This is a genomic window from Micromonospora sp. NPDC047557, assembly GCF_043205095.1.
In the GTDB taxonomy this organism is placed as follows: domain Bacteria; phylum Actinomycetota; class Actinomycetes; order Mycobacteriales; family Micromonosporaceae; genus Micromonospora.
Genome location: NZ_JBIDDK010000001.1, coordinates 520,929 through 540,706 on the forward strand (window position 1 = coordinate 520,929; position 19,778 = coordinate 540,706).

Annotated in this window: 17 protein-coding genes; 9 read left to right on the top strand and 8 right to left on the bottom strand. The window is 72.9% G+C overall.

The window, feature by feature from the left end:
* Nucleotides 1-71: 71 nt before the first annotated feature.
* The 4 genes from ACGGAQ_RS02345 to ACGGAQ_RS02360 all read right to left on the bottom strand — a co-directional run bounded on the left by ACGGAQ_RS02345 (nt 72) and on the right by ACGGAQ_RS02360 (nt 3,567).
* Complete coding sequence (locus ACGGAQ_RS02345; protein ID WP_393043843.1) at nt 72-1,031, bottom strand: GNAT family N-acetyltransferase; 960 nt, start codon at nt 1,029-1,031, stop codon at nt 72-74.
* 85 nt (nt 1,032-1,116) lie between these two features.
* A complete protein-coding gene (locus ACGGAQ_RS02350; protein ID WP_393043845.1) occupies nt 1,117-1,854 on the bottom strand; it encodes a hypothetical protein in 738 nt (245 codons plus the stop codon).
* 98 nt (nt 1,855-1,952) lie between these two features.
* Entirely contained in the window at nt 1,953-2,930 is a 978-nt protein-coding gene (locus tag ACGGAQ_RS02355) for a hypothetical protein (protein ID WP_393043847.1), read from the bottom strand.
* 4 nt (nt 2,931-2,934) lie between these two features.
* Nucleotides 2,935-3,567 carry an MBL fold metallo-hydrolase gene (locus tag ACGGAQ_RS02360; protein ID WP_393043849.1) on the bottom strand — a complete coding sequence of 211 codons (633 nt, stop codon included), beginning with the start codon at nt 3,565-3,567 and terminating at the stop codon, nt 2,935-2,937.
* 93 nt (nt 3,568-3,660) lie between these two features.
* Between ACGGAQ_RS02360 and ACGGAQ_RS02365 the strand changes: the two genes are divergently transcribed.
* Nucleotides 3,661-4,620 (top strand): DUF4349 domain-containing protein, encoded by a 960-nt coding sequence (locus ACGGAQ_RS02365; RefSeq protein WP_393045627.1) that lies wholly within the window; start codon nt 3,661-3,663, stop codon nt 4,618-4,620.
* On the opposite strand, the gene ACGGAQ_RS02370 is transcribed toward ACGGAQ_RS02365, so the two are convergent.
* Together ACGGAQ_RS02370 and ACGGAQ_RS02375 are read right to left on the bottom strand one after the other, a co-directional pair.
* Nucleotides 4,577-5,836 carry an amidohydrolase gene (locus ACGGAQ_RS02370; protein ID WP_354853975.1) on the bottom strand — a complete coding sequence of 420 codons (1,260 nt, stop codon included), beginning with the start codon at nt 5,834-5,836 and terminating at the stop codon, nt 4,577-4,579. The genes ACGGAQ_RS02365 and ACGGAQ_RS02370 overlap by 44 nt on opposite strands.
* A gap of 456 nt (nt 5,837-6,292) precedes the next feature.
* Entirely contained in the window at nt 6,293-7,876 is a 1,584-nt protein-coding gene (locus tag ACGGAQ_RS02375; protein WP_393043851.1) for a methylmalonyl-CoA mutase, read from the bottom strand.
* Between the two features lie 206 nt (nt 7,877-8,082).
* On the opposite strand from ACGGAQ_RS02375, the gene ACGGAQ_RS02380 reads away from it, so the two are divergent.
* Together ACGGAQ_RS02380 and ACGGAQ_RS02385 are read left to right on the top strand one after the other, a co-directional pair.
* The gene (locus tag ACGGAQ_RS02380; protein WP_393043853.1) at nt 8,083-10,149 is read left to right on the top strand and encodes a serine/threonine-protein kinase; all 2,067 of its coding nucleotides are present in this window, start codon (nt 8,083-8,085) and stop codon (nt 10,147-10,149) included.
* Between the two features lie 47 nt (nt 10,150-10,196).
* Nucleotides 10,197-11,870 carry a phospho-sugar mutase gene (locus ACGGAQ_RS02385; protein WP_393043855.1) on the top strand — a complete coding sequence of 558 codons (1,674 nt, stop codon included), beginning with the start codon at nt 10,197-10,199 and terminating at the stop codon, nt 11,868-11,870.
* Between the two features lie 131 nt (nt 11,871-12,001).
* On the opposite strand, the gene ACGGAQ_RS02390 is transcribed toward ACGGAQ_RS02385, so the two are convergent.
* Together ACGGAQ_RS02390 and upp are read right to left on the bottom strand one after the other, a co-directional pair.
* Nucleotides 12,002-12,679, bottom strand: coding sequence for a GPP34 family phosphoprotein (locus ACGGAQ_RS02390; protein WP_393043857.1), 678 nt, complete (start codon nt 12,677-12,679; stop codon nt 12,002-12,004).
* Between the two features lie 74 nt (nt 12,680-12,753).
* Nucleotides 12,754-13,386 (bottom strand): uracil phosphoribosyltransferase, encoded by a 633-nt coding sequence (gene upp / locus ACGGAQ_RS02395; RefSeq protein ID WP_393043859.1) that lies wholly within the window; start codon nt 13,384-13,386, stop codon nt 12,754-12,756.
* A gap of 123 nt (nt 13,387-13,509) precedes the next feature.
* On the opposite strand from upp, the gene deoC reads away from it, so the two are divergent.
* From deoC to ACGGAQ_RS02425, 6 genes are all read left to right on the top strand, one after another.
* Nucleotides 13,510-14,469 (top strand): deoxyribose-phosphate aldolase, encoded by a 960-nt coding sequence (gene deoC / locus ACGGAQ_RS02400; protein WP_354853959.1) that lies wholly within the window; start codon nt 13,510-13,512, stop codon nt 14,467-14,469.
* Between the two features lie 6 nt (nt 14,470-14,475).
* Nucleotides 14,476-15,906, top strand: a complete 1,431-nt coding sequence (locus ACGGAQ_RS02405; RefSeq protein ID WP_393043860.1) for an aldehyde dehydrogenase family protein — start codon at nt 14,476-14,478, stop codon at nt 15,904-15,906.
* Nucleotides 15,899-16,717 carry an aldehyde dehydrogenase family protein gene (locus ACGGAQ_RS02410; protein ID WP_393043862.1) on the top strand — a complete coding sequence of 273 codons (819 nt, stop codon included), beginning with the start codon at nt 15,899-15,901 and terminating at the stop codon, nt 16,715-16,717. Before ACGGAQ_RS02405 ends, ACGGAQ_RS02410 begins: the two co-directional genes overlap by 8 nt.
* 219 nt (nt 16,718-16,936) lie before the next feature.
* A complete protein-coding gene (locus tag ACGGAQ_RS02415; RefSeq protein WP_393043864.1) occupies nt 16,937-17,401 on the top strand; it encodes a BlaI/MecI/CopY family transcriptional regulator in 465 nt (154 codons plus the stop codon).
* A gap of 10 nt (nt 17,402-17,411) precedes the next feature.
* On the top strand, nt 17,412-18,317 hold the full coding sequence (locus tag ACGGAQ_RS02420; protein WP_393043866.1) for a M56 family metallopeptidase: 906 nt from the start codon (nt 17,412-17,414) through the stop codon (nt 18,315-18,317).
* 199 nt (nt 18,318-18,516) lie between these two features.
* A complete protein-coding gene (locus ACGGAQ_RS02425; RefSeq protein ID WP_393043868.1) occupies nt 18,517-19,770 on the top strand; it encodes a cytochrome ubiquinol oxidase subunit I in 1,254 nt (417 codons plus the stop codon).
* Nucleotides 19,771-19,778: the final 8 nt, after the last annotated feature.

Sequence of the window (19,778 nt, forward strand, 5' to 3'; positions counted from 1 at the left end):
GCGTATCCCACGCCCCCAGTCTGCAACCGTCGCCGACCCGAGTGCCCGTCGGGCCCAGCCGGCGTCGTCAATCACACACCGGCGGCGGGGACGACCCGTTCGTACATGTCGGTCCACAGGGTTTCCCGCAGGCCCACCGACTCGTACAGCGACAGCGGGGTGGTCGGGTTGGTGAGGTCCACCCCCAGACCGGCCGACTCTCGCCCCTTCTGGGCGTAGCGGGCGAACGCGCGGCGCAACAGCGCCGCACCCACACCCCGCCGACGGTACGCGGGCAGCACCGACACACTCTTCACCCAGCCCTGCTGCTGGTCGAGCGCCTGGTCGGAGGACTGCAACGCGCCCGCGAGCACCCCGTCGACCTCGGCGACGAACCACTCGTCCCAGGCGGTCACGTCACCGATCCGGGCCCGCCACCGCTCGTACGACAGCGGCTCGTGATCCGGGGTGTCGCCGAACGCGACGTCGTGGATCCGGTGGAACTCCCGCAGCTCGGCCTCGTCGTCCGGGCGGACCGGCCGCACCGTGACCCCGGGCGGCGACGACGGCTCGGTCGGCAGATCGGCCAGCGGGCGGCGCATCCGGACGTACCGCTTGGCCACGGTGAACCCGGCGGCGCGCAGGTCCCGGGCCCAGTCGCGTTCCGGGGCGAACACCGCGCACCGGACGGTGAGCGCCGGCAGTCGCCGCTCGGCGGCGCGCTCGGCGACCCGGTCGAGCTGACGGGCCAGCAGTGGCGCGCGGAGGGTGGCGGCCCGCTCCGGGTCGACGTAGACCTCCACGAACTCCCGGCCGACCCCGGTCGGGTTGTCCACCGTCGCCCAGGCGACCACGGTGCCGTCCGGGTCGAGCGCCAGCCAGGAGTCCCGGGTCGGGTCGACGTAGGGGGCCGTCAGCGACTGCTCGACGTCCTCGGCGTCGAAGTCGGGGTGGCCGATGGCGAAGGTGTCGGCCGCGTGCACCACCGCGAGGATCGCCGGCACGTCGTCGAGGGTGGGGCGGCGTGTGGTCCAGCCAGCGGGAAGAGTCACGGCAGAAGATCCTGGCAGCCGCCGGCCGACGACGCCGCCCATTTTCGCCCCGGGACGCTCAGCCGGCGAGGTCGGCGCGGGACGCTCAGCCGGCGAGGTCGGCGCGGGTGCGGTGCAGCAGCTCCACCAGCTCGGCGCCGTCGGCGGGGCCGAGCGCCGCGAACGCCGGTGCGGCCAGCCGGTTGGTCACCGCCTCCGCCCAGAGCCGCCGACGCACCAACGGCCCGACCGGCGGGTACGGCGGCGGCCAACCGCACGCTACCGCGCCGGCCTCCCTCTCCGGCCCGGCCAGCACCGCCTCCAGCGGAGTCATGCCGGCGGCGCGCACCGCCAGCAGGTAGGCGCCGGTGAAGAGTTCCCGCAGCAGTCGCAGCCCGGCGGCGCTCCGGGCGCCCGGGGAGAGATCCGGCAGCGGCATGGCCCGCCACGCGGCGAAGAGCGGCATGCCGCTGGTGTCCGCGGCGGCCACCGCCCGCTCGACGAGGCCGGCCAGGCGCTCGGCCTCCGGCAGCACGGCCAGCTGCTGCGTCCCCCACCGGCAGCACTCGACGAGACTCGCGGCGGCCACCTCGGCCGGCCTCAGGACCCGGGCGGCGGCGTCCCAGCCGTCGGCGACGGCGTCCGGTGCGACGAAGCCGATGGCCGCGGCGGCCGTCTCCGCCCGTACGTCACCGAGTGCGCCGGCCCGACCGGTGATGTAGAAGGCCCAGCCGGAGATGCCGAGCTGCCGGGCCCGGCGCAGCGTGCTCGGGCACCTGCTGAACCCGTCGCCGAGATCGAGGATGACGGGCTTGCTGGCGGCGGCGATCTGCTCCGGCGTCATCGAGGCGCCGCCTGCGGGGGTCGCGGCACGGCGGCGGCGCTCCGGTCGGGGACGGTCGGCCCCGGACGGCCCGCCCGCTCGTCGTCGTCCATCGATGGTCAGTCTGCCGCGCCACCGCCCGCGTCCGCATCCCCCTCTTCGGCCGCCAGTGCCTCGACGGCGGCCTCGACCTCGCCCGAGCGCCGCCGGGCCACCGTCACCGCCCGCTCGGCCGCCCGCCGGGCCAGCTTGGCCCGGCTGAGGTCCTGCTCGGCGACCGCCCGCCGTCGCTCCAGCTCGGCCAGCTCGGTCTCGATCCGGTCGAGTACGGCGGCGCCGTCGCGCTCCTGCCCGGTCGCCTCGGTCAACTCGTCCTCGGCCCGCTGCTGGTCGGCTCGGGCGCGGTCCAACTCGCGGTCCAGTGCCCGGCGGCGTCGGGCTCGCTCGGCCCGAGCCGCCCGCTGCGCCGCACGCTCGGCCTGCGCGGCCCGCTCCCCGGCTCGGTCGGGGGCCGGCTCGCGGCCCTCGCGCTGGGCGCCCGGCCGGCGGGCGGGGCGCTTGGCCTCCGGCTCCTCCTCGTCGCCGGTGACCAGCCGCAGCTGCGGTCGGGGCACCTCACCGAAGCCGGCGTAGGTCGCCGAGCGGAGCAGGCGCCCGGTCCGGACCTGCTCGGCGACCTCGGCGTCGGAGAGCGCCGCGTTCAGGGTCGCCTCCACCTCGGCCAGTGGCAGTCGGCCGGCCGGAGGGGCCTCCGGCTCCGCCGCGGCGAGCTTGCGGACCTCGGCGACCAGGGCACCGACCACCGCCCGGCGTTGGGCGGACAGCTCCCGCAGTCGGGGCCCGCGCAGCTCCCGCTGGGCGGCTCGCAGGGCGTCGGCGAGGTGGACCAGGTCGGCGACCAGCTCGGGGCGTCGGATGGCGAGCAGGTTCACCAGCCAGGCGGCGACCGTGGGGCGACGCAGCCGGGCCAGCTCCCGGGCGGTGGTCGGGTCGCCGGCCCGGCGGGCCTCGGCCACCGCGGCGTCCCGGGCGGCCACGAACCGGTCCGGTGGAGTGCGGTAGAGCTGCTGCACCAGCTCCGCGGAGGGGCCCGGCATCGCGTCAGACGTCCACCCGGCTACCGGGCTCCAGGCGCTGGTAGTCGGCGCCGGACAGCGCGGCGTACTGCCGGTCGAGCACGGCCAGCCCGTTGTCGTTGAGCAACGCGTCGTGCAGGGCGTACGCGCGCCGCGGCGCGACCGCGCGGATGAAGTCGACCACCTCGGAGAACTTCGACCAGGGGGCGTGGATCGGCGCGAACAGCGTGTCGACGGGCGTCTCGTCGGGCACCACCAGGGAGTCTCCCGGGTGGTAGACCACGTCATTGATCAGGTAGCCGAGGTTGTCCACCACCGGGATGTCGGGGTGGATGACAGCGTGCCGCCCGCCGTACGCGCGGATGGCGACCCCGGCGGCGGTGAACGACTCACCGGGGCTGACCGGGCGCAACGCCTCGGCCGCGTCGCCCAGGGCCTCGGCGAGCGAGGCGGGCCCGAAGATCGGGAACGGCTGCCGGTCCAGTTGCAGGCGCACCGCGGCGAGGTCGAGGTGGTCGGGGTGTTGGTGGGTGATCAGCACCGCGTCCACACCGTCCAACGCCGTCGCGGGGTCGCTGAACAACCCGGGGTCGACGACGAGCACTCCCCCGTCGTGTTCCACCCGCAGGCAGGAGTGGGCGTACTTGGTGAGCCGCATCGTGACTCCTCGGCTGTCGAATCGTGATGTCCTCAGCGCAGTCTGCCGGAACCAGCCGGCGGGCGCGTCGCGTCCGAGCTATCGCCACTGAAGCTGACGACGATGGGAGCGGGGATGGACGGACGGACAGGACGACGCCGCGGCGCACTACTGGCGGCGGGCACACTCGTGGCGGCGCTGGCCCTGGCGGGATGCGGTGCCGGCGACAGCGGGTCGGCGGACTCGGCGGGCCCGGCGGCCGAGGCCCCGGCCGTGGACAGGGCGGTCGACAAGGGCAGCGGCGCGGACGCGGCGGGGGCGGCCGGCGCCGGCGCTCCGGACCTGCGGGTCGACCAGCGGGCGATCATCTACACCGGATCGATGCGGGTGCAGGTCGCCAATGTGGACGACGCCGCCCGCGAGGTCAGCGCCCTGGTCACCCGGGCCGGTGGTTTCATCGGCGGCGACCAGCGGCGCAGCGCCGACGCCGACGCCGTGGCGGAGTTGCAGCTGCGAGTGCCGGCGGCGAAGTTCGCCGGGGTCGTGGAGGAGGTCGCGAAGCTCGGCCGGCAGGAGAGCCGGGAGATCAACACCCAGGACGTCACCGAGGAGACCGTCGACCTGGAGGCCCGGATCATCACTCAGCGGGCGCGCGTGGACAGCGCACGGCGGCTGCTCGCCCGCGCCAACTCGATCACCGACCTGGTGTCGCTGGAGAACGAGTTGGGTCGCCGGGAGGCGGACCTGGCCTCGCTGGAGGCCAAGAAGCGGCGGCTGGCCGACCTGACCGCGTTGTCCACGATCACGGTGTCACTGGCGGGGCCGGCGGCGAAGACCAGCGAGGAGAAGGCCGAGACCGGCTTCCTGGTCGGGCTCAAGGGGGGCTGGGAGGCGTTCGTCACCTCGATGACGATCCTGCTCACCGTCCTGGGCGCGCTGCTGCCGTGGCTGGTGGCGTTCGGCGTACCGCTGGCGGTCCTGCTGGTGGTGCTGAGCCGGCGACGGAAGACGCCAGCTCTGGTCGCTGGAGTCAGCGCGCCGCCGCCAGTGCCCGCAGCGCGGTCTGCACCATGACGCGTACGCCGGCCGGGATGGCCCGCTCGTCCACGTCGAAGGACGCGCGGTGCAGGTCGACGTTGGGCCCGGTACGGCCCACACCGAGGCGGGCGAGAGCGCCGGGGACGTACTCCAGATACCAGGAGAAGTCCTCGCCGCCCATGCTCTGGGGCGTCTCGGCGATCCCCTCCGGCCCGAGCGCGGCGCCGGTGGCGGCGGTCAGCACCTGGATCGCCCGGGAGTCGTTGCTCACCGGCGGCCGGCCACGCAGGTACTCCAGGTCGACGGTGGCGCCGGTCGGGGCGATCACGTCCCGCACCACCTGAGCCACGATCTTGGGAGCCTGCTCCCAGGTGTCGCGGTCCATGACGCGCAGCGTGCCCGAGGCGGACGCCTCGGAGGGGATGACGTTGTAACGGGTGCCGGCCGAGGCGTGGCCGAACACCAGCAGCAGCCCGCTGTTGGCCGGCACCCGGCGGCTGACCAGGGCCGGCACCTCGGTGATCAGCCGGCCGAGGGCGTCGACCAGGTCGACGGTCAGGTGTGGGCGCGCGGTGTGCCCGCCCGGCCCGGAGAGCCGGACGGTGACGTTGTCGGCGGCCGCCGTGATCGGGCCGACCCGCAGGCCGACCTGGCCCACCGGCAGGTTCGGGTCGCAGTGCAGCGCGAAGATCTGCACGACGTCGTCCAGGCCGCCGGCCTCGATGACCTCCAGCGAACCGCAGGGCAGGATCTCCTCGGCCGGCTGGAAGATGAGCCGGACCCGGCCGTCCAGCTCGCCGAGGTCGGCGAGCTGGGCCAGCAGCATGCCGACGCCGAGCAGGATCGAGGTGTGCACGTCGTGGCCGCAGGCGTGGCAGACGCCCTCGACGGTGGAGCGGTACGGCACGTCCTTGGGGTCGTCGAGCGGCAGGGCGTCGATGTCGGCGCGCAGCGCGATGATCGGGCCGTCGGGACGGCCGTTGACGTCGCAGATCACGCCGTTGCCCTTGGGCAGCAGCCGAGGGTGCAGGCCGGCCAGGGAGAGCTCCCGGGCGATGAGAGCCGCCGTCTCGAATTCCGTACCGGACAACTCGGGGTGCGAGTGGAGGTGACGGCGCGTGGCGATGAGCCCCGGTACCCGAAGGGCGAGGAGGTGGTCCAGGTCGCGGGGCAGGGGCTGGGACCCGGGCGGAGTCTCCGGCCAGGACGACGCCAGCTGGCCGCCCGTGGGCAGCGTCAACGCACTCGTCACGTCGAATTCTCGATCACTAGAGATGGATGGATCATCGGGGACAGCAGACAGCCTAGACCTCCGGCGGTGACGCTGCGCAACCTCGTTACGGTGATGATCGGACCGCGTAGCGTCACGTATGCCCTGCTGAGGGCGTACGTCAAGGTGCGGGACCGCAGGTAGATCGCGTTCGAACGCCGTCATCTGCCCCCTCACCTCCTACAACGCGTAACCATCCCGGGCGGCCACGAATCGCGCTGCGGCGCATGGACCACTCTGCGAATTGTCGCATTAGTCGGGGTGATGAACTGACACTCCGACAATAAGACGACCACGCTCCGCAACGGGCCGGACAAGGACGCTCACATACGTCCGCCCATCCCGACCGCACACCGTGTGCGTTGCGCACGCATCCCGTCGGCGTACCCGCAAAGCCGGGTGGACACACCCGGGGGCGTTTCGGTCAGGACCGGTCGGTCAGAACCGGTCGGTGGGGCGGTACAGCCCCCACACCTCGCGCAGCGTCCCGCAGACCTCGCCCACCGTGGCCCGGGCCCGCAGCGCTTCCTTCATCGGGTACAGCACGTTGTCCGAGCCCTCGGCGGCGGCCCGCAGCTCGGCGAGGGCACGCGTCACCGCGTCGGCGTCCCGCTCGGCGCGCAGCCGGGCCAACTTCTCGGCCTGCGCGGCCTCGATCGCCGGGTCGACCCGGAGCGGCTCGTACGGCTCCTCCTCGTCGATCGTGAACCGGTTGAGCCCCACCACCACCCGCTCGCTGGAGTCGATCTCCTGGGCGATCCGGTACGCGGACTGCTCGATCTCCCGCTTCTGGAACCCGGCCTCGATGGCGTCGACGGCCGAGCCGTGGTCGGCCACCCGCTCCATCAGCTCCACGGCGGCGGCCTCGAGCTCGGCGGTCATCGCCTCCACCACGTACGAGCCGGCGAACGGGTCGACGGTGGCGGTCAGGTCCGTCTCGTACGCCAGCACCTGCTGGGTGCGCAGGGCGAGCCGGGCGGCCTTCTCGGTGGGCAGCGCGATCGCCTCGTCGAAGCTGTTGGTGTGCAGCGACTGGGTGCCGCCGAGCACCGCGGCCAGGCCCTGCACCGCGACGCGGACCAGGTTCACCTCCGGCTGCTGCGCGGTGAGCTGCACACCTGCGGTCTGGGTGTGGAACCGCAGCATCATCGACTTCGGATCCTTGGCGCCGAAGTCGTCACGCATGAGCCGGGCCCAGATCCGCCGGGCGGCGCGGAACTTCGCCACCTCCTCCAGCAGCGTCGTACGGGCCACGAAGAAGAACGACAGCCGAGGCGCGAAGTCGTCCACCGCGAGCCCGGCGGCCAGCGCGGCCCGGACGTACTCCACGCCGTTGGCCAGCGTGAACGCGATCTCCTGCGCGGGCGTCGCGCCGGCCTCCGCCATGTGGTAGCCGGAGATGGAGATCGTGTTCCACTTCGGCACCTCCTTGCGGCAGTACGCGAAGGTGTCGGCCACCAGGCGCAGCGACGGCTTCGGCGGGAAGATGTACGTCCCGCGGGCGATGTACTCCTTGAGGATGTCGTTCTGGATGGTGCCGTTGAGCGCCGAGCCCGGCACCCCGTTCTCCTCGGCGACGATCTGGTAGAGCAGCAGCAGCACCGAGCCGGGAGCGTTGATCGTCATCGAGGTGGACACCTTGTCCAGTGGGATGTCGGCGAAGAGCAGCCGCATGTCCTCGATGGAGTCGATGGCCACCCCGACCTTGCCGACCTCGCCGTGCGCGATCGGGTCGTCGGAGTCGTACCCCATCTGGGTCGGCAGGTCGAAGGCGACCGAGAGACCCATGGTGCCGGCCCGCAACAACTGGTGGTAACGCGCGTTGGACTCGGTGGCGGTGCCGAAGCCGGCGTACTGGCGCATGGTCCACGGGCGGGAGGTGTACATCGTGGGGTAGACCCCTCGGGTGTACGGGAACTCGCCCGGGCCGCCCAGCCGGGAGTCCAGGTCTTCCGGAAGGTCGGCCGCCGTGTAGACGCCCTTGATCGGGAAACCGGATTCGCTTGACCGCCGTTCGCTCATCCCCGGATGGTAGGACGCGCCGGCTCATCCTCGGGTGAGGGATACCGCACAGTGCGTCCCGACACCTCGACGGGAGGTGAACGGTTGGGCACGATCTGTGGACTTCGGTAAACGTCCGCCGCGTCGGCTTTCGCATCGGGCGTCGGAACCAGCAAGATAGGGGGGTTGTGTCCCAGCCCCCCTCGATTTCCCCCGGTGGCTTTTCTGTGACTCAGATCCCGACGTGGAGCGGCGGACAGGTAAGTCCCGCCAGCGGACGAGCAGCGCCCGGCACCACCATCGGTGGCCGGTACTCGCTGCGGTCCGCGGTGGGCAACGGCGGCATGGGCACGGTGTGGCGTGCCACAGACACCCTGCTGCGCCGCGACGTGGCGGTGAAGGAGGTCGTCCTTCCCCCGGGCCTGGCGCCCAGCGACCGCGACGCCATGTACGAACGGACGCTGCGCGAGGCCCGCGCCGCCGCCGCCATCCAGCACCCTGCCGTGGTGCAGGTGTACGACGTGGTCACCGAGGCCGGTCGGCCGTGGATCGTCATGGAGCTGCTGGACGCCCGCAGCCTCGCCGACATGGTCATCGAGGACGGTCCGGTCGCGCCCCGCGCGGTGGCCAAGATCGGCATCGCGCTGCTCGGCGCGCTGGAGGTCGCGCACGCCATCGGTGTGCTGCACCGCGACGTCAAGCCGGCCAATGTGCTGATCTGCTCCGACGGGCGCTGCGTGCTGACCGACTTCGGTGTCGCCCGGATGCCCACCGACGTGCAGCTCACCACCCCCGGCATGGTGCTCGGCTCACCGCACTTCATCTCGCCCGAGCGGGCCATGGGCCAGGAGTTCGGCCCGCCGAGCGACCTCTTCTCGCTGGGTGTGACGCTCTACACGGCCGTCGAGGGGCGGCCGCCGTTCGACAAGGGCGACCCCATCGAGACCATGCACGCCGTCGTCGAGGACCCGCCAGCCCCGCCGCAGCGCAGCGGCGCCCTGACCCGGGTGCTGATGGGTCTGCTGGAGAAGGACCCGGCCCGCCGACTGGACGTGCACACCTCCCGGGCCATGCTCCGCGAACTGCTCGCCGGCCCGCTGGGCAGCACCGCCACCGCCGTGCACTCGGTCACCGACCCGTACGCCGTGGTGCCCGTGCAGCAGCGCCCGGCCCCCGTCCACCCGCCGGCCCAGCCGGAGCCGAAGCCGGAGGACCAGATCGGCGGTCGGGCCATGCTGGCCCCGGGTGAGTCGCTGACCGACCGGCTGGCCGCGCTGCGCCGGGGCGAACGCCCGCAACCGGACAGCGCAGCCGCCACCGCTGCCGCCGCGCTGGACGAGACCAGCGCCGACGCGCTCGCCGGTCCGCTGCACACGCCGACCGGCGCGATGCCCACGTCGGGCCGTCCCGCCGCCGGGCGCACCTACGGCGGCAGCGCGGACGCCACCCAGCGGGTGGACGCCGGCGCGCACCCCGACGCCACCCAGCGGGTCACCTACGGCAGCCGGCCCGACGCCACGCAGCCGGTCGGCTACGGCACGCCGGACGCCACCCAGCGCATCGGCGGCAGCACCTACGGCGGCGGCAACCAGTGGTCGGTGCCGGGCACCGGCCAGCCCTGGACGACGCCGTCCACCGCGGCGAGCGGCGGCGCCCTGGACAAGGTCCGCGCCACCGGGGGCCAGCTCGTCACCACCGTGAAGGGCTGGCCGCGCAAGGTGCAGCTCGCCGCGGCCGGCGGCCTGGCCGTGGTGCTGCTGATCAGCATCGTGGCGCTCTCCGGCGGTGACGACCCCGCCCCGAGCACCCCGCAGGCGCAGCCCACCCCGTCCGCGCCCGCCGCCTCGGGCATCGAGATGCAGGAGCACGCGGCCCGCGGCATCCAGGTCATGGTGCCCAAGGGCTGGAAGAAGGCCACCGGCGGCTCGTACACCGACTACATCGACCCGGAGGACAGCGGCCGCAAGGTGCGCATCATCACCGAGAAGTGGTCCAGCAGCTCCACCCGGTGGGCCGAGACGGCCGAGAACGGCCTGAAGACCCGGAGCACCTCCTGCGTGAAGCCGTACGCGCAGGTCGCCTCGACGGAGACCGAGCTGGCCGACAAGCCGGCCGCCGAATTCGAGTACACCTGCGGCGCGGGCGACACCATGCGGCACGGCATCTGGCGCGGCGTGGCGCAGGACGGCAAGGCGTACTCGTTCTACCTCACCGCGAACGACGCCAAATTCGCCGAGAGCAAGCCGATCTTCGACGAGATGGTGCGCACGTTCCAGCTCACCGGCGACGGCTGAGCCGAGGGAACCGACAGCGGTGATCCGCCGCCGTGCTATCAAGGGGCATGGCGGCGGACACCACTGACATCGACGACATTCGCGAGCAAGCCCGACGTTGGCTGGCCGACGACCCCGACCCCGCCAGCCGGGACGAGCTGACGGCGGTGCTCGACCGGCTGCCGGCGAGCGCGCCGGAGCTGGCCGACCGGTTCGCCGGTCCCCTGACCTTCGGCACCGCCGGCCTGCGCGGCCCACTGCGCGCCGGCCCGAACGGCATGAACCTCGCCGTGGTCACCCAGGCCGCCGCCGGGCTGGTCGGCTGGCTCGCCGCCCAGGGCGGCACCGGCCCCCTGGTGATCGGGTACGACGCCCGGCACGGCTCCCGCCAGTTCGCCGAGCGCACCGCCCAGGTGGCCACCGGCGCCGGCCGACCGGCGCTGCTGCTGCCCCGCCCGCTGCCCACCCCGGTGCTGGCGTATGCGGTGCGTCAGCTCGGCGCGGTGGCCGGTGTCATGGTCACGGCCAGCCACAACCCGCCGCAGGACAACGGCTACAAGGTCTACCTCGGGGCGGAGCTGGGCGGCGAGCTGGGCGCCGGGGCGCAGATCGTGCCGCCGGCCGACGCCGGCATCGAGGCCGCGATCCGGGCGGTCGGTCCGCTGACCCAGGTGCCGCTGGGCCGGCCCGGCGAGGTGCTCGGCGACGACCTCGTCGCCGCGTACGTCGAGCGGGCCACGGCGGTCATCGAACCGGACGGGCCGCGGGACCTGTCGGTGGCGTACACCCCTCTGCACGGGGTGGGTGCGGCGGTGCTCACGGCGGCGTTCGCCCGGGCCGGTTTCCCGATCCCCGGCGTGGTGCCCGACCAGGCCGAGCCGGACCCGGCGTTCCCCACCGTGTCGTTCCCCAACCCGGAGGAGCCGGGGGCGGTGGACCGGCTGATCGCGCTGGCCGACGCCACCGGCGCGGACCTCGCCATCGCCAACGACCCGGACGCGGACCGCTGCGCGGTGGTCGTCCGGGAAGGCGCCGACGGGCAGGGCTGGCGGATGCTGCGCGGCGACGAGGTGGGCGTGCTGCTCGCCGACCACCTGATGCGACGCGGGGTGACCGGGCTCTACGCCACCACCATCGTCTCGTCGTCCCTGCTGCGGGCGATGTGCGCGGCCCGGGGCCTGCCCTACGACGAGACGCTCACCGGGTTCAAGTGGATCGTCCGGGCCGGCGGTGGCAGCGCGCCGCTGGTCTTCGGCTACGAGGAGGCCCTGGGCTACTGCGTCGCCCCGGAGCACGTCCGGGACAAGGACGGCATCACCGCCGCGCTGACCGTGGCCGAGCTGGCCGCCGGCCTCAAGGCGCAGGGTCGTACGCTGACCGACCGGCTGGACGAGCTGGCCGCCGAGTTCGGCGTGCACCACACCGACCAGCTCTCCGCACGGGTGGACGACCTGCGGGAGATCGCCGACGCGATGGCCCGGATCCGGGCGGCCACCCCGACCACGCTGCTGGGACAGCCGGTCGACAGCGTCCGGGACCTGCTGCCCGAGTCGGACGTGGTGATCCTGCGTACCGCGTCGGCCCGGGTGGTGATCCGCCCGTCCGGGACCGAGCCGAAGCTCAAGGCGTACCTCGAGGTGGTGGAGCCGGTGCCCGACGGCGATGTCGCCGCCGCCCGGAGCAGGGCCGGGGCGGCGGTCGCGCGGCTGCGCACGGAGATCGCCGCGGCCCTCGGCATCTGACCGCGATCGACCCCACCCACCTGCCACGCTCCCTTTGCTCTGCTTCAGCGGAGGCAACATTCGGCGGCCGATTGTGTTGCGCGGGTTGAAGCAGAGCAAAGGGCGTCAGGGGGGTGGGCCGCCCCCGACGGTCAGGCGCGCTTGCCGAGCGCCGCGTCGACCGCCGAGGCCAGGGCCGCGACGACCAGACCGACCGACGGGCGGACAACCGAGTCGTCGGTGCTCACCTGACCGGAGAAGCCCGCGCCGGTGGCGATCTCCTCCAACCGCCGGCGGGCGGTGGCGGCCTCCTCGCCGCTCACACCCAGCGCGGACTCCATCCGCAGCACGACGACCAGGGTGGCCAGCGCGGCGGTCCGCTCGTCCGGGGCAGCCGCGCCGGTCAGCGCCTCGGTCAGCCGCCGGCGGGTGTCCGCCTCGACGGAGGCGTCCACCACCGGATACCGGTGTACGTGGATGAAGCCCAACTCGGTCTCGTCGACGTCCTGCACGACGCCCTGGGCGCACAGGTCACCGAGGATGCGGTCGCGCAGGCCGTGCCGCAGGCGCTGCACCCACGAGGCCGGGGTGTGCGGGGTGTCGGCGGCGATCCGGCCGAGCACCTCGTCGGTGACCGGCTCGCCGGTGGGCGTCGAGTCGACGACGGTCAGGTTTCCGTCGGCGTACGCGACCCGGCCGGCCAGCGCCAGCTCGACCAGCACCGCGGCCGCCATGCCCAGGTCCAGGCTGATCCGCGGCATGGTCGCCTTGCCGGTCGAGTCGTCGTAGGCGAGGAGCAGCAGTTCCTCGGCGAGCGCAACACCAGTCATGGCCCGAGACGCTAGCGGGTCCGCGCACCACCGCGCGCGGACCCGCCGTTACCCGGCACCGACCGGGCAACGCCTCAGAAGCGGGGCATGCCGCCGAACTGGCGGTCACCGGCGTCACCGAGCCCGGGAACGATGAACATGCTGTCGTTGAGGCCCTCGTCGATCGCGGCGGTGACCAGGCGCAACGGCAGGCCGGAGCGCTCCAGCCGCTCGATGCCGACCGGCGCGGCGAGCACGCAGAGCACGGTGATGTCGGTGCAGCCCCGATCGGCGAGCAGCCGGCAGCAGTGCTCCAGCGAGCCTCCGGTGGCCAGCATCGGGTCGAGCACCAGCACCGGCAGGCCGGTCAGGTCGCGCGGCAGCGACTCCATGTAGGCGCGCGGCTCGTAGGTCTCCTCGTCGCGGGCCAGGCCGACGAAGCCCATCGAGGACTCGGGCAGCAGGCCGAGCGCGGCGTCCGCCATGCCCAGGCCGGCCCGCAGCACCGGCACCAGCAGCGGCGGGTTCGCCAGCCGGGTGCCCTCGGTGGCGGTGACCGGCGTCTGCACCGGGTACCGCTCGACGGGGAAGGTGCGCGCCGCCTCGTACACCAGCATGGTGGTCAGTTCGTGCAGCGCCGCCCGGAACGTCGAGGAATCGGTGCGCGCGTCCCGCATGGCGGTCAACCTGGACTGGGCCAGCGGGTGGTCAATGACGTGTACGTCCACGATCGCTCAACCTACCGGGCCGTTCGGTGCGCTGGTGCGGGTGCGGTCGGACCGGCGACGCCGCTCACGTCGAGCCCACCGTGACCAAGATCACTCAGCGGTTCCGTGCGTAGACTTCTCGGCATGACGGCGACAACGACGTCGGCCCGGTCGGACCTCTCCGAGCTGGGACGATCCGAGACCGCTCTGCGGACCTTCCTGCACGGCCTGCCCGGCGTGGACCAGGTCGGCGCGGAGCAGCGGGCGGCACAGCTCGGCACCCGATCCATCAAGACCACCGCCAAGGCCCAGGCGATCGACCTGGCGATCCGAATGGTCGACCTGACCACCCTGGAGGGGGCGGACACCCCCGGCAAGGTGCGCGCGCTGGCCGCGAAGGCACTGCGCCCGGACCCGGCCGACCCGTCCTGCCCGCACGTGGGCGCCGTCTGCGTCTACCCCGCGATGGTCCCGTACGTCGCCGAGGTGCTGCGCGGGTCGGGCGTGCACCTGGCCAGCGTGGCGACCGCCTTCCCGTCGGGCCAGGCGCCGCTGGAGATCAAGCTGGCCGACACCCGGGCCGCCGTCGCGGCCGGCGCCGACGAGATCGACATGGTGATCAACCGGGGCGCGTTCCTGGCCGGGCGCTACAAGGAGGTCTACGACGAGATCGTGGCCACCAAGGAGGCTTCCGGGGACGCCCACCTCAAGGTGATCCTGGAGACCGGCGAGCTGGCCACCTACGACAACGTGCGCCGGGCCTCCTGGCTGGCCATGCTGGCCGGCGGCGACTTCATCAAGACCTCCACCGGCAAGGTCCCCGTCGCGGCGACGCTGCCGGTGACGCTGGTGATGCTGGAGGCGGTTCGCGACTTCCGCGCGGCGACCGGGCGGCAGGTCGGCGTGAAGCCGGCCGGTGGCATCAAGACCACCAAGGACGCCATCAAGTACCTGGTGATGGTCAACGAGACCGTCGGCGCGGACTGGCTCGACCCGGACTGGTTCCGCTTCGGCGCGTCCAGCCTGCTCAACGACCTGCTCATGCAGCGCACCAAGCTGACGACCGGGGTCTACTCCGGTCCCGACTACTTCACCCTGGACTGATAGCCGATGTTCGAATACGCCCCCGCCCCCGAGTCCCGCTCGGTGGTGGACCTCAAGCCCTCGTACGGGCTGTTCATCGACGGTAGGTTCGTCGACCCGACCGACGGCGGCAGCTTCAAGTCGATCAACCCCGCCTCCGAGGAGGTGTTGGCCGAGATCGCCGAGGCCGGCGCCCAGGACGTGGAGCGCGCGGTCCGCGCCGCCCGTCAGGCGTACGACAAGGTCTGGGGTCCGATGCCGGGCCGCGACCGGGCGAAGTACCTGTACCGGATCGCGCGGCTCATCCAGGAACGCTCCCGCGAGCTGGCCGTCCTGGAGTCGCTGGACAACGGCAAGCCGATCCGCGAGTCCCGCGATGTCGACCTGCCGCTGGTCGCTGCGCACTTCTTCTACTACGCCGGCTGGGCCGACAAGCTGGAGCACGCCGGCTTCGGGCCCGACCCGCAGCCGATCGGCGTGGCCGCGCAGGTCATCCCGTGGAACTTCCCGCTGCTCATGCTCGCGTGGAAGATCGCCCCGGCGCTCGCCGCGGGCAACACGGTGGTGCTGAAGCCCGCCGAGACCACCCCGCTGACCGCGCTGCTGTTCGCCGAGATCTGCCAGCAGGCCGACCTGCCGGCCGGCGTGGTCAACATCGTCACCGGCGCCGGCGACACCGGCCGCGCCCTGGTCGAGCACCCCGGCGTGGACAAGGTCGCCTTCACCGGCTCCACCGAGGTGGGCCGGGCCATCGCCCGGTCCGTCGCCGGCACCCGCAAGAAGCTCACCCTGGAGCTGGGCGGCAAGGCCGCCAACATCGTCTTCGACGACGCGCCCATCGACCAGGCCGTCGAGGGCATCGTCAACGGCATCTTCTTCAACCAGGGGCACGTCTGCTGCGCCGGCTCTCGCCTGCTCGTTCAGGAGAACGTGGCCGACCGCGTGCTGGAGTCGCTGAAGCGGCGGATGGCCCAGCTCCGCGTCGGCGACCCGCTGGACAAGAACACCGACGTCGGCGCGATCAACTCCGCCGCCCAGTTGGACCGGATCCGCGAGCTGTCCGACGCCGGCTCCGCCGAGGGCGCCGAGCGCTGGTCACCGCCGTGTGAACTGCCCGACCGGGGCTTCTGGTTCGCGCCCACCATCTTCACCGGCGTCACCCAGGCCCACCGCATCGCCCGCGAGGAGATCTTCGGCCCGGTGCTGTCGGTGCTCACCTTCCGCACGCCGGCCGAGGCCGTCGAGAAGGCCAACAACACGCCGTACGGGCTGTCGGCGGGCATCTGGACCGACAAGGGCTCGCGCATCCTGTGGATGGCAGACCGGCTGCGCGCCGGCGTCGTCTGGGCCAACACGTTCAACAAGTTCGACCCCACCTCGCCGTTCGGCGGCTACAAGGAGTCGGGCTACGGTCGCGAGGGCGGCCGGCACGGGCTGGAGGGGTACCTCAATGTCTGAGCGGGTCGCCGTACGCAAGACGTACAAGCTCTTCATCGGCGGGAAGTTCCCGCGCAGCGAGTCGGGACGGTCGTATCTCGTGCAGTCCTCGAATGTGTCACTGGCCTCCCGCAAGGACGCCCGGGACGCGGTGGTCGCCGCCCGCGCCGCCGTCAAGGGCTGGGCCGGCGCGACGGCGTACAACCGGGGTCAGATCCTCTACCGGGTTGCCGAGATGCTGGAGGGCCGCCGCGAGCAGTTCGTCGCCCTTGGCGTCCCCGGCGACGAGGTGGACGCGGCGGTGGACCGCTGGGTCTGGTACGCCGGCTGGGCCGACAAGCTCGCCCAGGTGTACGGCGGCGCCAACCCGGTGGCCGGCCCGTACTTCAACATCTCCGCGCCCGAGCCGACCGGCGTGGTCGCCGTGGTCGCCCCGGAGCGCCCGGCGCTGCTCGGCCTGGTCAGCGTGATCGCCCCGGCGATCGTCACCGGCAACACCGTGGTGGTGGCGGCCTCGCCGTCGGAGCCGCTGGCGGCGGTGACGCTGGCCGAGGTGCTGGCGACCTCCGACCTGCCCGGCGGGGTGGTCAACATCCTCACCGGCGCGATCACCGAGACCGCGCCGGCGCTGGCGGCGCACATGGACGTCAACGCGATCGACCTGACCGGGGTGACCGACGCGTCGCTCGCCACCGAGCTGGAGGTCAAGGCCGCGGAGAACCTCAAGCGGGTGCTCCGACCGGCCGAGGCGGACTGGTCCGCTGATCCGGGCCTCACCCGGATGACCGCGCTGCTGGAGACCAAGACGGTGTGGCACCCCAAGGGGGTGTGATCCTCTGTCCTCGGCCTTGGGGGTTTTCCGGGGGAGCCCGCCCACTCCGGGCGGTCAGGCTTGATCCCTGCGTGGGCGGGCTCCCCCGGAAAACCTGACGTGGGCCAGGCCCGTACGGAGGCTTCGTCTTGCGGGTCCCGCCCGACGTCGGGTCGCCGGTCAGCGGGGCGATCGGGCGCGGGGGCCGGGAGGTCTACTACCGGGGGTAGGATTGGGTTTGTGACTCGGTTGGGCGATCTTGAGCGTGCGGTGATGGACGTGCTGTGGGACGTGGTCCCGGGCACGTCGGACGGTGTGACCGTGCGCGAGGTGGCCGACGCGCTCGACGGCCGCGAGCTGGCGTACACGACGGTGATGACCGTTCTCGACCGGCTCGCCGGCAAGGGCATGGTGCAGCGGGAACGGGAGGGCCGCGCCTGGCGGTACCGGCCGGCGGCCAGTCGTGAGGCGCACATCGCCCAGCTCATGCTCGACGCCCTCGACCTGGGCGGCAGTCGCGACGCCGCGCTGGTGCGCTTCGCCCGCTCGGTGACCGGCACCGAGGCCGAGGTGCTGCGGGCCGCCCTGGGCAGCGAGGCCGGGCTGAGCCCTGCTGGCACCGACACGGGCGGGGCCGACGCCCTGACCGACCGGGTGGATCCGCCGGCGGGCCGGCGGCCGGCCGGCGAGGCAGCGGAGCGGTAGGGCGCGCGCCATGGCCTACGCCGTGCACTTCGCCGCCACCATGCTGGCCTGCTATCTGACCGCGCAGGTGCTGGCCCGCTCCACCTGGACGTGGCGCAGCCCACGGGTGGCGATCGTCTGCTGGCAGGCCGTCGGGCTGGCGTTGGGCCTCTCCGCGATGGGCCTGCCGATGGCTCTCGGACTGACCGCGTACGACCTGCCGACCGGCAGCGCACTGCTCGCCCTGACCACCGACCTCGCCCACGGCAGCCTGCCGATCGGCGTGACCGCGTTCCACCTCGCCGGCGTCGGGGTGGGCTTCGGCATCGGAGCGGTGCTCGTCACCACGACCGTCCGCAGCATCCACGGGACCATCCGCGCCCAGCGCCGGCACCGGGACCTGCTCACCCTGGTGGCCCGGGACGACCCGGCCGCGCCCGGGGCGCTCGTCCTGGACCATCCGAGCGCCGCCGCGTACTGCCTGCCCGGGGTGAAGCCGCAGGTGGTGGTCAGCGCGGGCACGCTGAGCCTGCTGGACCACGCCGAACTGGCCGCCGTGCTCTCCCACGAGCGCGCGCACGCCCACGAGCGACACGATCTGGTGCTGCTGCCGTTCACCGCCCTCTGCCGGGCGCTGCCGTGGTTCGGCTGGGTCCGCGACGCGCACGAGCGGGTCGCCCTGCTGGTCGAGATGCGCGCCGACGACAAGGCACGCGAGCTGCACGCCGATGGGCCGCTGGCGGGCGCGCTTCGTCGTTTCGCCGCCGCCGGGCACCGGGTCACCCCGGCCGGCGCCCTGGGCCTGGGCGACCGCGACCTGGACGTACGCGTACAGCGCCTGCTGGTCGCCGACCGGCCGCCCCGGGCCCTCGGCGCCACGGCCCTCGCGGTGGCCACCACCCTGGTCGCCCTGCCGATCACGCTCTTCCTGAGCTGACGCGCCAACCCGCCCCACTCGCCTGCACTGTCACTGCCCAGGAGTGACGGCGTGGTGTCGCCGGCGGGGTGCCTCCCGACAACCACACCTACTACGTCTCGTCGTAGCATCGTCTACGACGAGGCGTAGTAGTTTTATGTAGCCAGGCTACGTGTAGGGTTGCTACGACAAGGGAGCCAACAGCTAGGGAGAGCCGGCCATGGACACGCTGCTCCTCGCCCGCCTGCAGTTCGCCACCACCACGTCGATTCACTTCCTGTTCGTGGTCGTCACGCTCGGGCTGGTCACGCTGCTGGTCGGGATGCAGACCGCCTGGGTGCTCACCGGCAATCCGAAGTGGGAGCGGCTGACCCGGTTCTGGGGCCAGCTCTACGTGATCAACTACGTGCTCGGCATTGCCACGGGCATCGTGATGGAGTTCCAGTTCGGGCTGAACTGGAGCGGCCTGTCGCGCTACGTCGGCAACGTGTTCGGCGCGCCGCTGGCGATCGAGACGCTGGTGGCGTTCTTCCTGGAGTCCACGTTCCTCGGGATGTGGATCTTCGGTTGGCACCGGCTCGGCAAGGGCGTCCACCTCGCGCTGCTGTGGGGCGTGGCGCTCACCGCGTACGCCTCGGCGTTCTGGATCATGGTGGCCAACTCCTGGCTGCAACACCCGGTCGGGTACGAGGTCCGCGACGGGATCGCCCACCTCACCGACTTCGGAGCGCTGCTCACCAACCCCAGCCTCGGCATGGCGTTCGGGCACGTGGTCTCCGCCGCACTCCTGGTCGGCGGGATGCTGATGGCGGCCGTCAGCGCCTGGCACCTGATCCGGCGTACGCCCGACTTCGCGCTCTTTCGCACCTCGCTGCGGATCGGCCTGGTCACGGCGGCACTGGCGATCACGATGGTGCAGGGCTTCGGCTTCGCCCAGTTCGGCCCGGTCGGCGCGGTGCAGCCGACCAAGTTCGGCGCGGACAGCCCCGAGGCGCAGGCCCTGATCGGCGAGTGGACCACGCGGTTCGGGCCCGGCGACTACACCCCGCCGGTCCTGGCCAGCGTCGGGCTGGGCTTCATGATCCTGGTCGGCTTCACCCTCGGCTGCGTGTGGTTCCTGCTACCCCTGCTCTACCGGGACTGGATCATCCGGCTGCGTTTCCCACTCTGGCTCGTCCTGCTCGCCGTGCCGTTGCCGTTCGTCGCGGTGATCCTCGGCTGGCTCGCCCGCGAGGTCGGCCGCCAGCCCTGGGTGGCGTACGGCCTGCTCCCCACCGAGCGGGCGATCTCCCCCGTCGGCACGCCGGTGATGCTCGCCTCGCTGATCGGCTTCAGCCTGCTGCTGGGCACCCTCGCCGTCACCAACTGGGTGCTGCTCGCCCGGCACGCGGGACGCGGGGCGACCGACCCGGCTCTCGGCCGCCCACCGGCGGCGCCCGGCGAGCCGGCCCACCCCGAACCCGCCCTCGCCTGAGCGACTGA

Bases quoted from the DNA above. Each gene is read 5' to 3' on its own strand.
- ACGGAQ_RS02420 (WP_393043866.1), top strand. From the start codon at position 17,412: ATGGCCTACGCCGTGCACTTCGCCGCCACCATGCTGGCCTGCTATCTG.
- ACGGAQ_RS02390 (WP_393043857.1), bottom strand. From the start codon at position 12,679: ATGACTGGTGTTGCGCTCGCCGAGGAACTGCTGCTCCTCGCCTACGAC.
- ACGGAQ_RS02350 (WP_393043845.1), bottom strand. From the start codon at position 1,854: ATGACGCCGGAGCAGATCGCCGCCGCCAGCAAGCCCGTCATCCTCGAT.
- ACGGAQ_RS02360 (WP_393043849.1), bottom strand. From the start codon at position 3,567: ATGCGGCTCACCAAGTACGCCCACTCCTGCCTGCGGGTGGAACACGAC.
- ACGGAQ_RS02410 (WP_393043862.1), top strand. From the start codon at position 15,899: ATGTCTGAGCGGGTCGCCGTACGCAAGACGTACAAGCTCTTCATCGGC.
- deoC (WP_354853959.1), top strand. From the start codon at position 13,510: ATGACGGCGACAACGACGTCGGCCCGGTCGGACCTCTCCGAGCTGGGA.
- ACGGAQ_RS02425 (WP_393043868.1), top strand. From the start codon at position 18,517: ATGGACACGCTGCTCCTCGCCCGCCTGCAGTTCGCCACCACCACGTCG.
- ACGGAQ_RS02385 (WP_393043855.1), top strand. From the start codon at position 10,197: ATGGCGGCGGACACCACTGACATCGACGACATTCGCGAGCAAGCCCGA.
- ACGGAQ_RS02355 (WP_393043847.1), bottom strand. From the start codon at position 2,930: ATGCCGGGCCCCTCCGCGGAGCTGGTGCAGCAGCTCTACCGCACTCCA.
- ACGGAQ_RS02405 (WP_393043860.1), top strand. From the start codon at position 14,476: ATGTTCGAATACGCCCCCGCCCCCGAGTCCCGCTCGGTGGTGGACCTC.
- ACGGAQ_RS02375 (WP_393043851.1), bottom strand. From the start codon at position 7,876: ATGAGCGAACGGCGGTCAAGCGAATCCGGTTTCCCGATCAAGGGCGTC.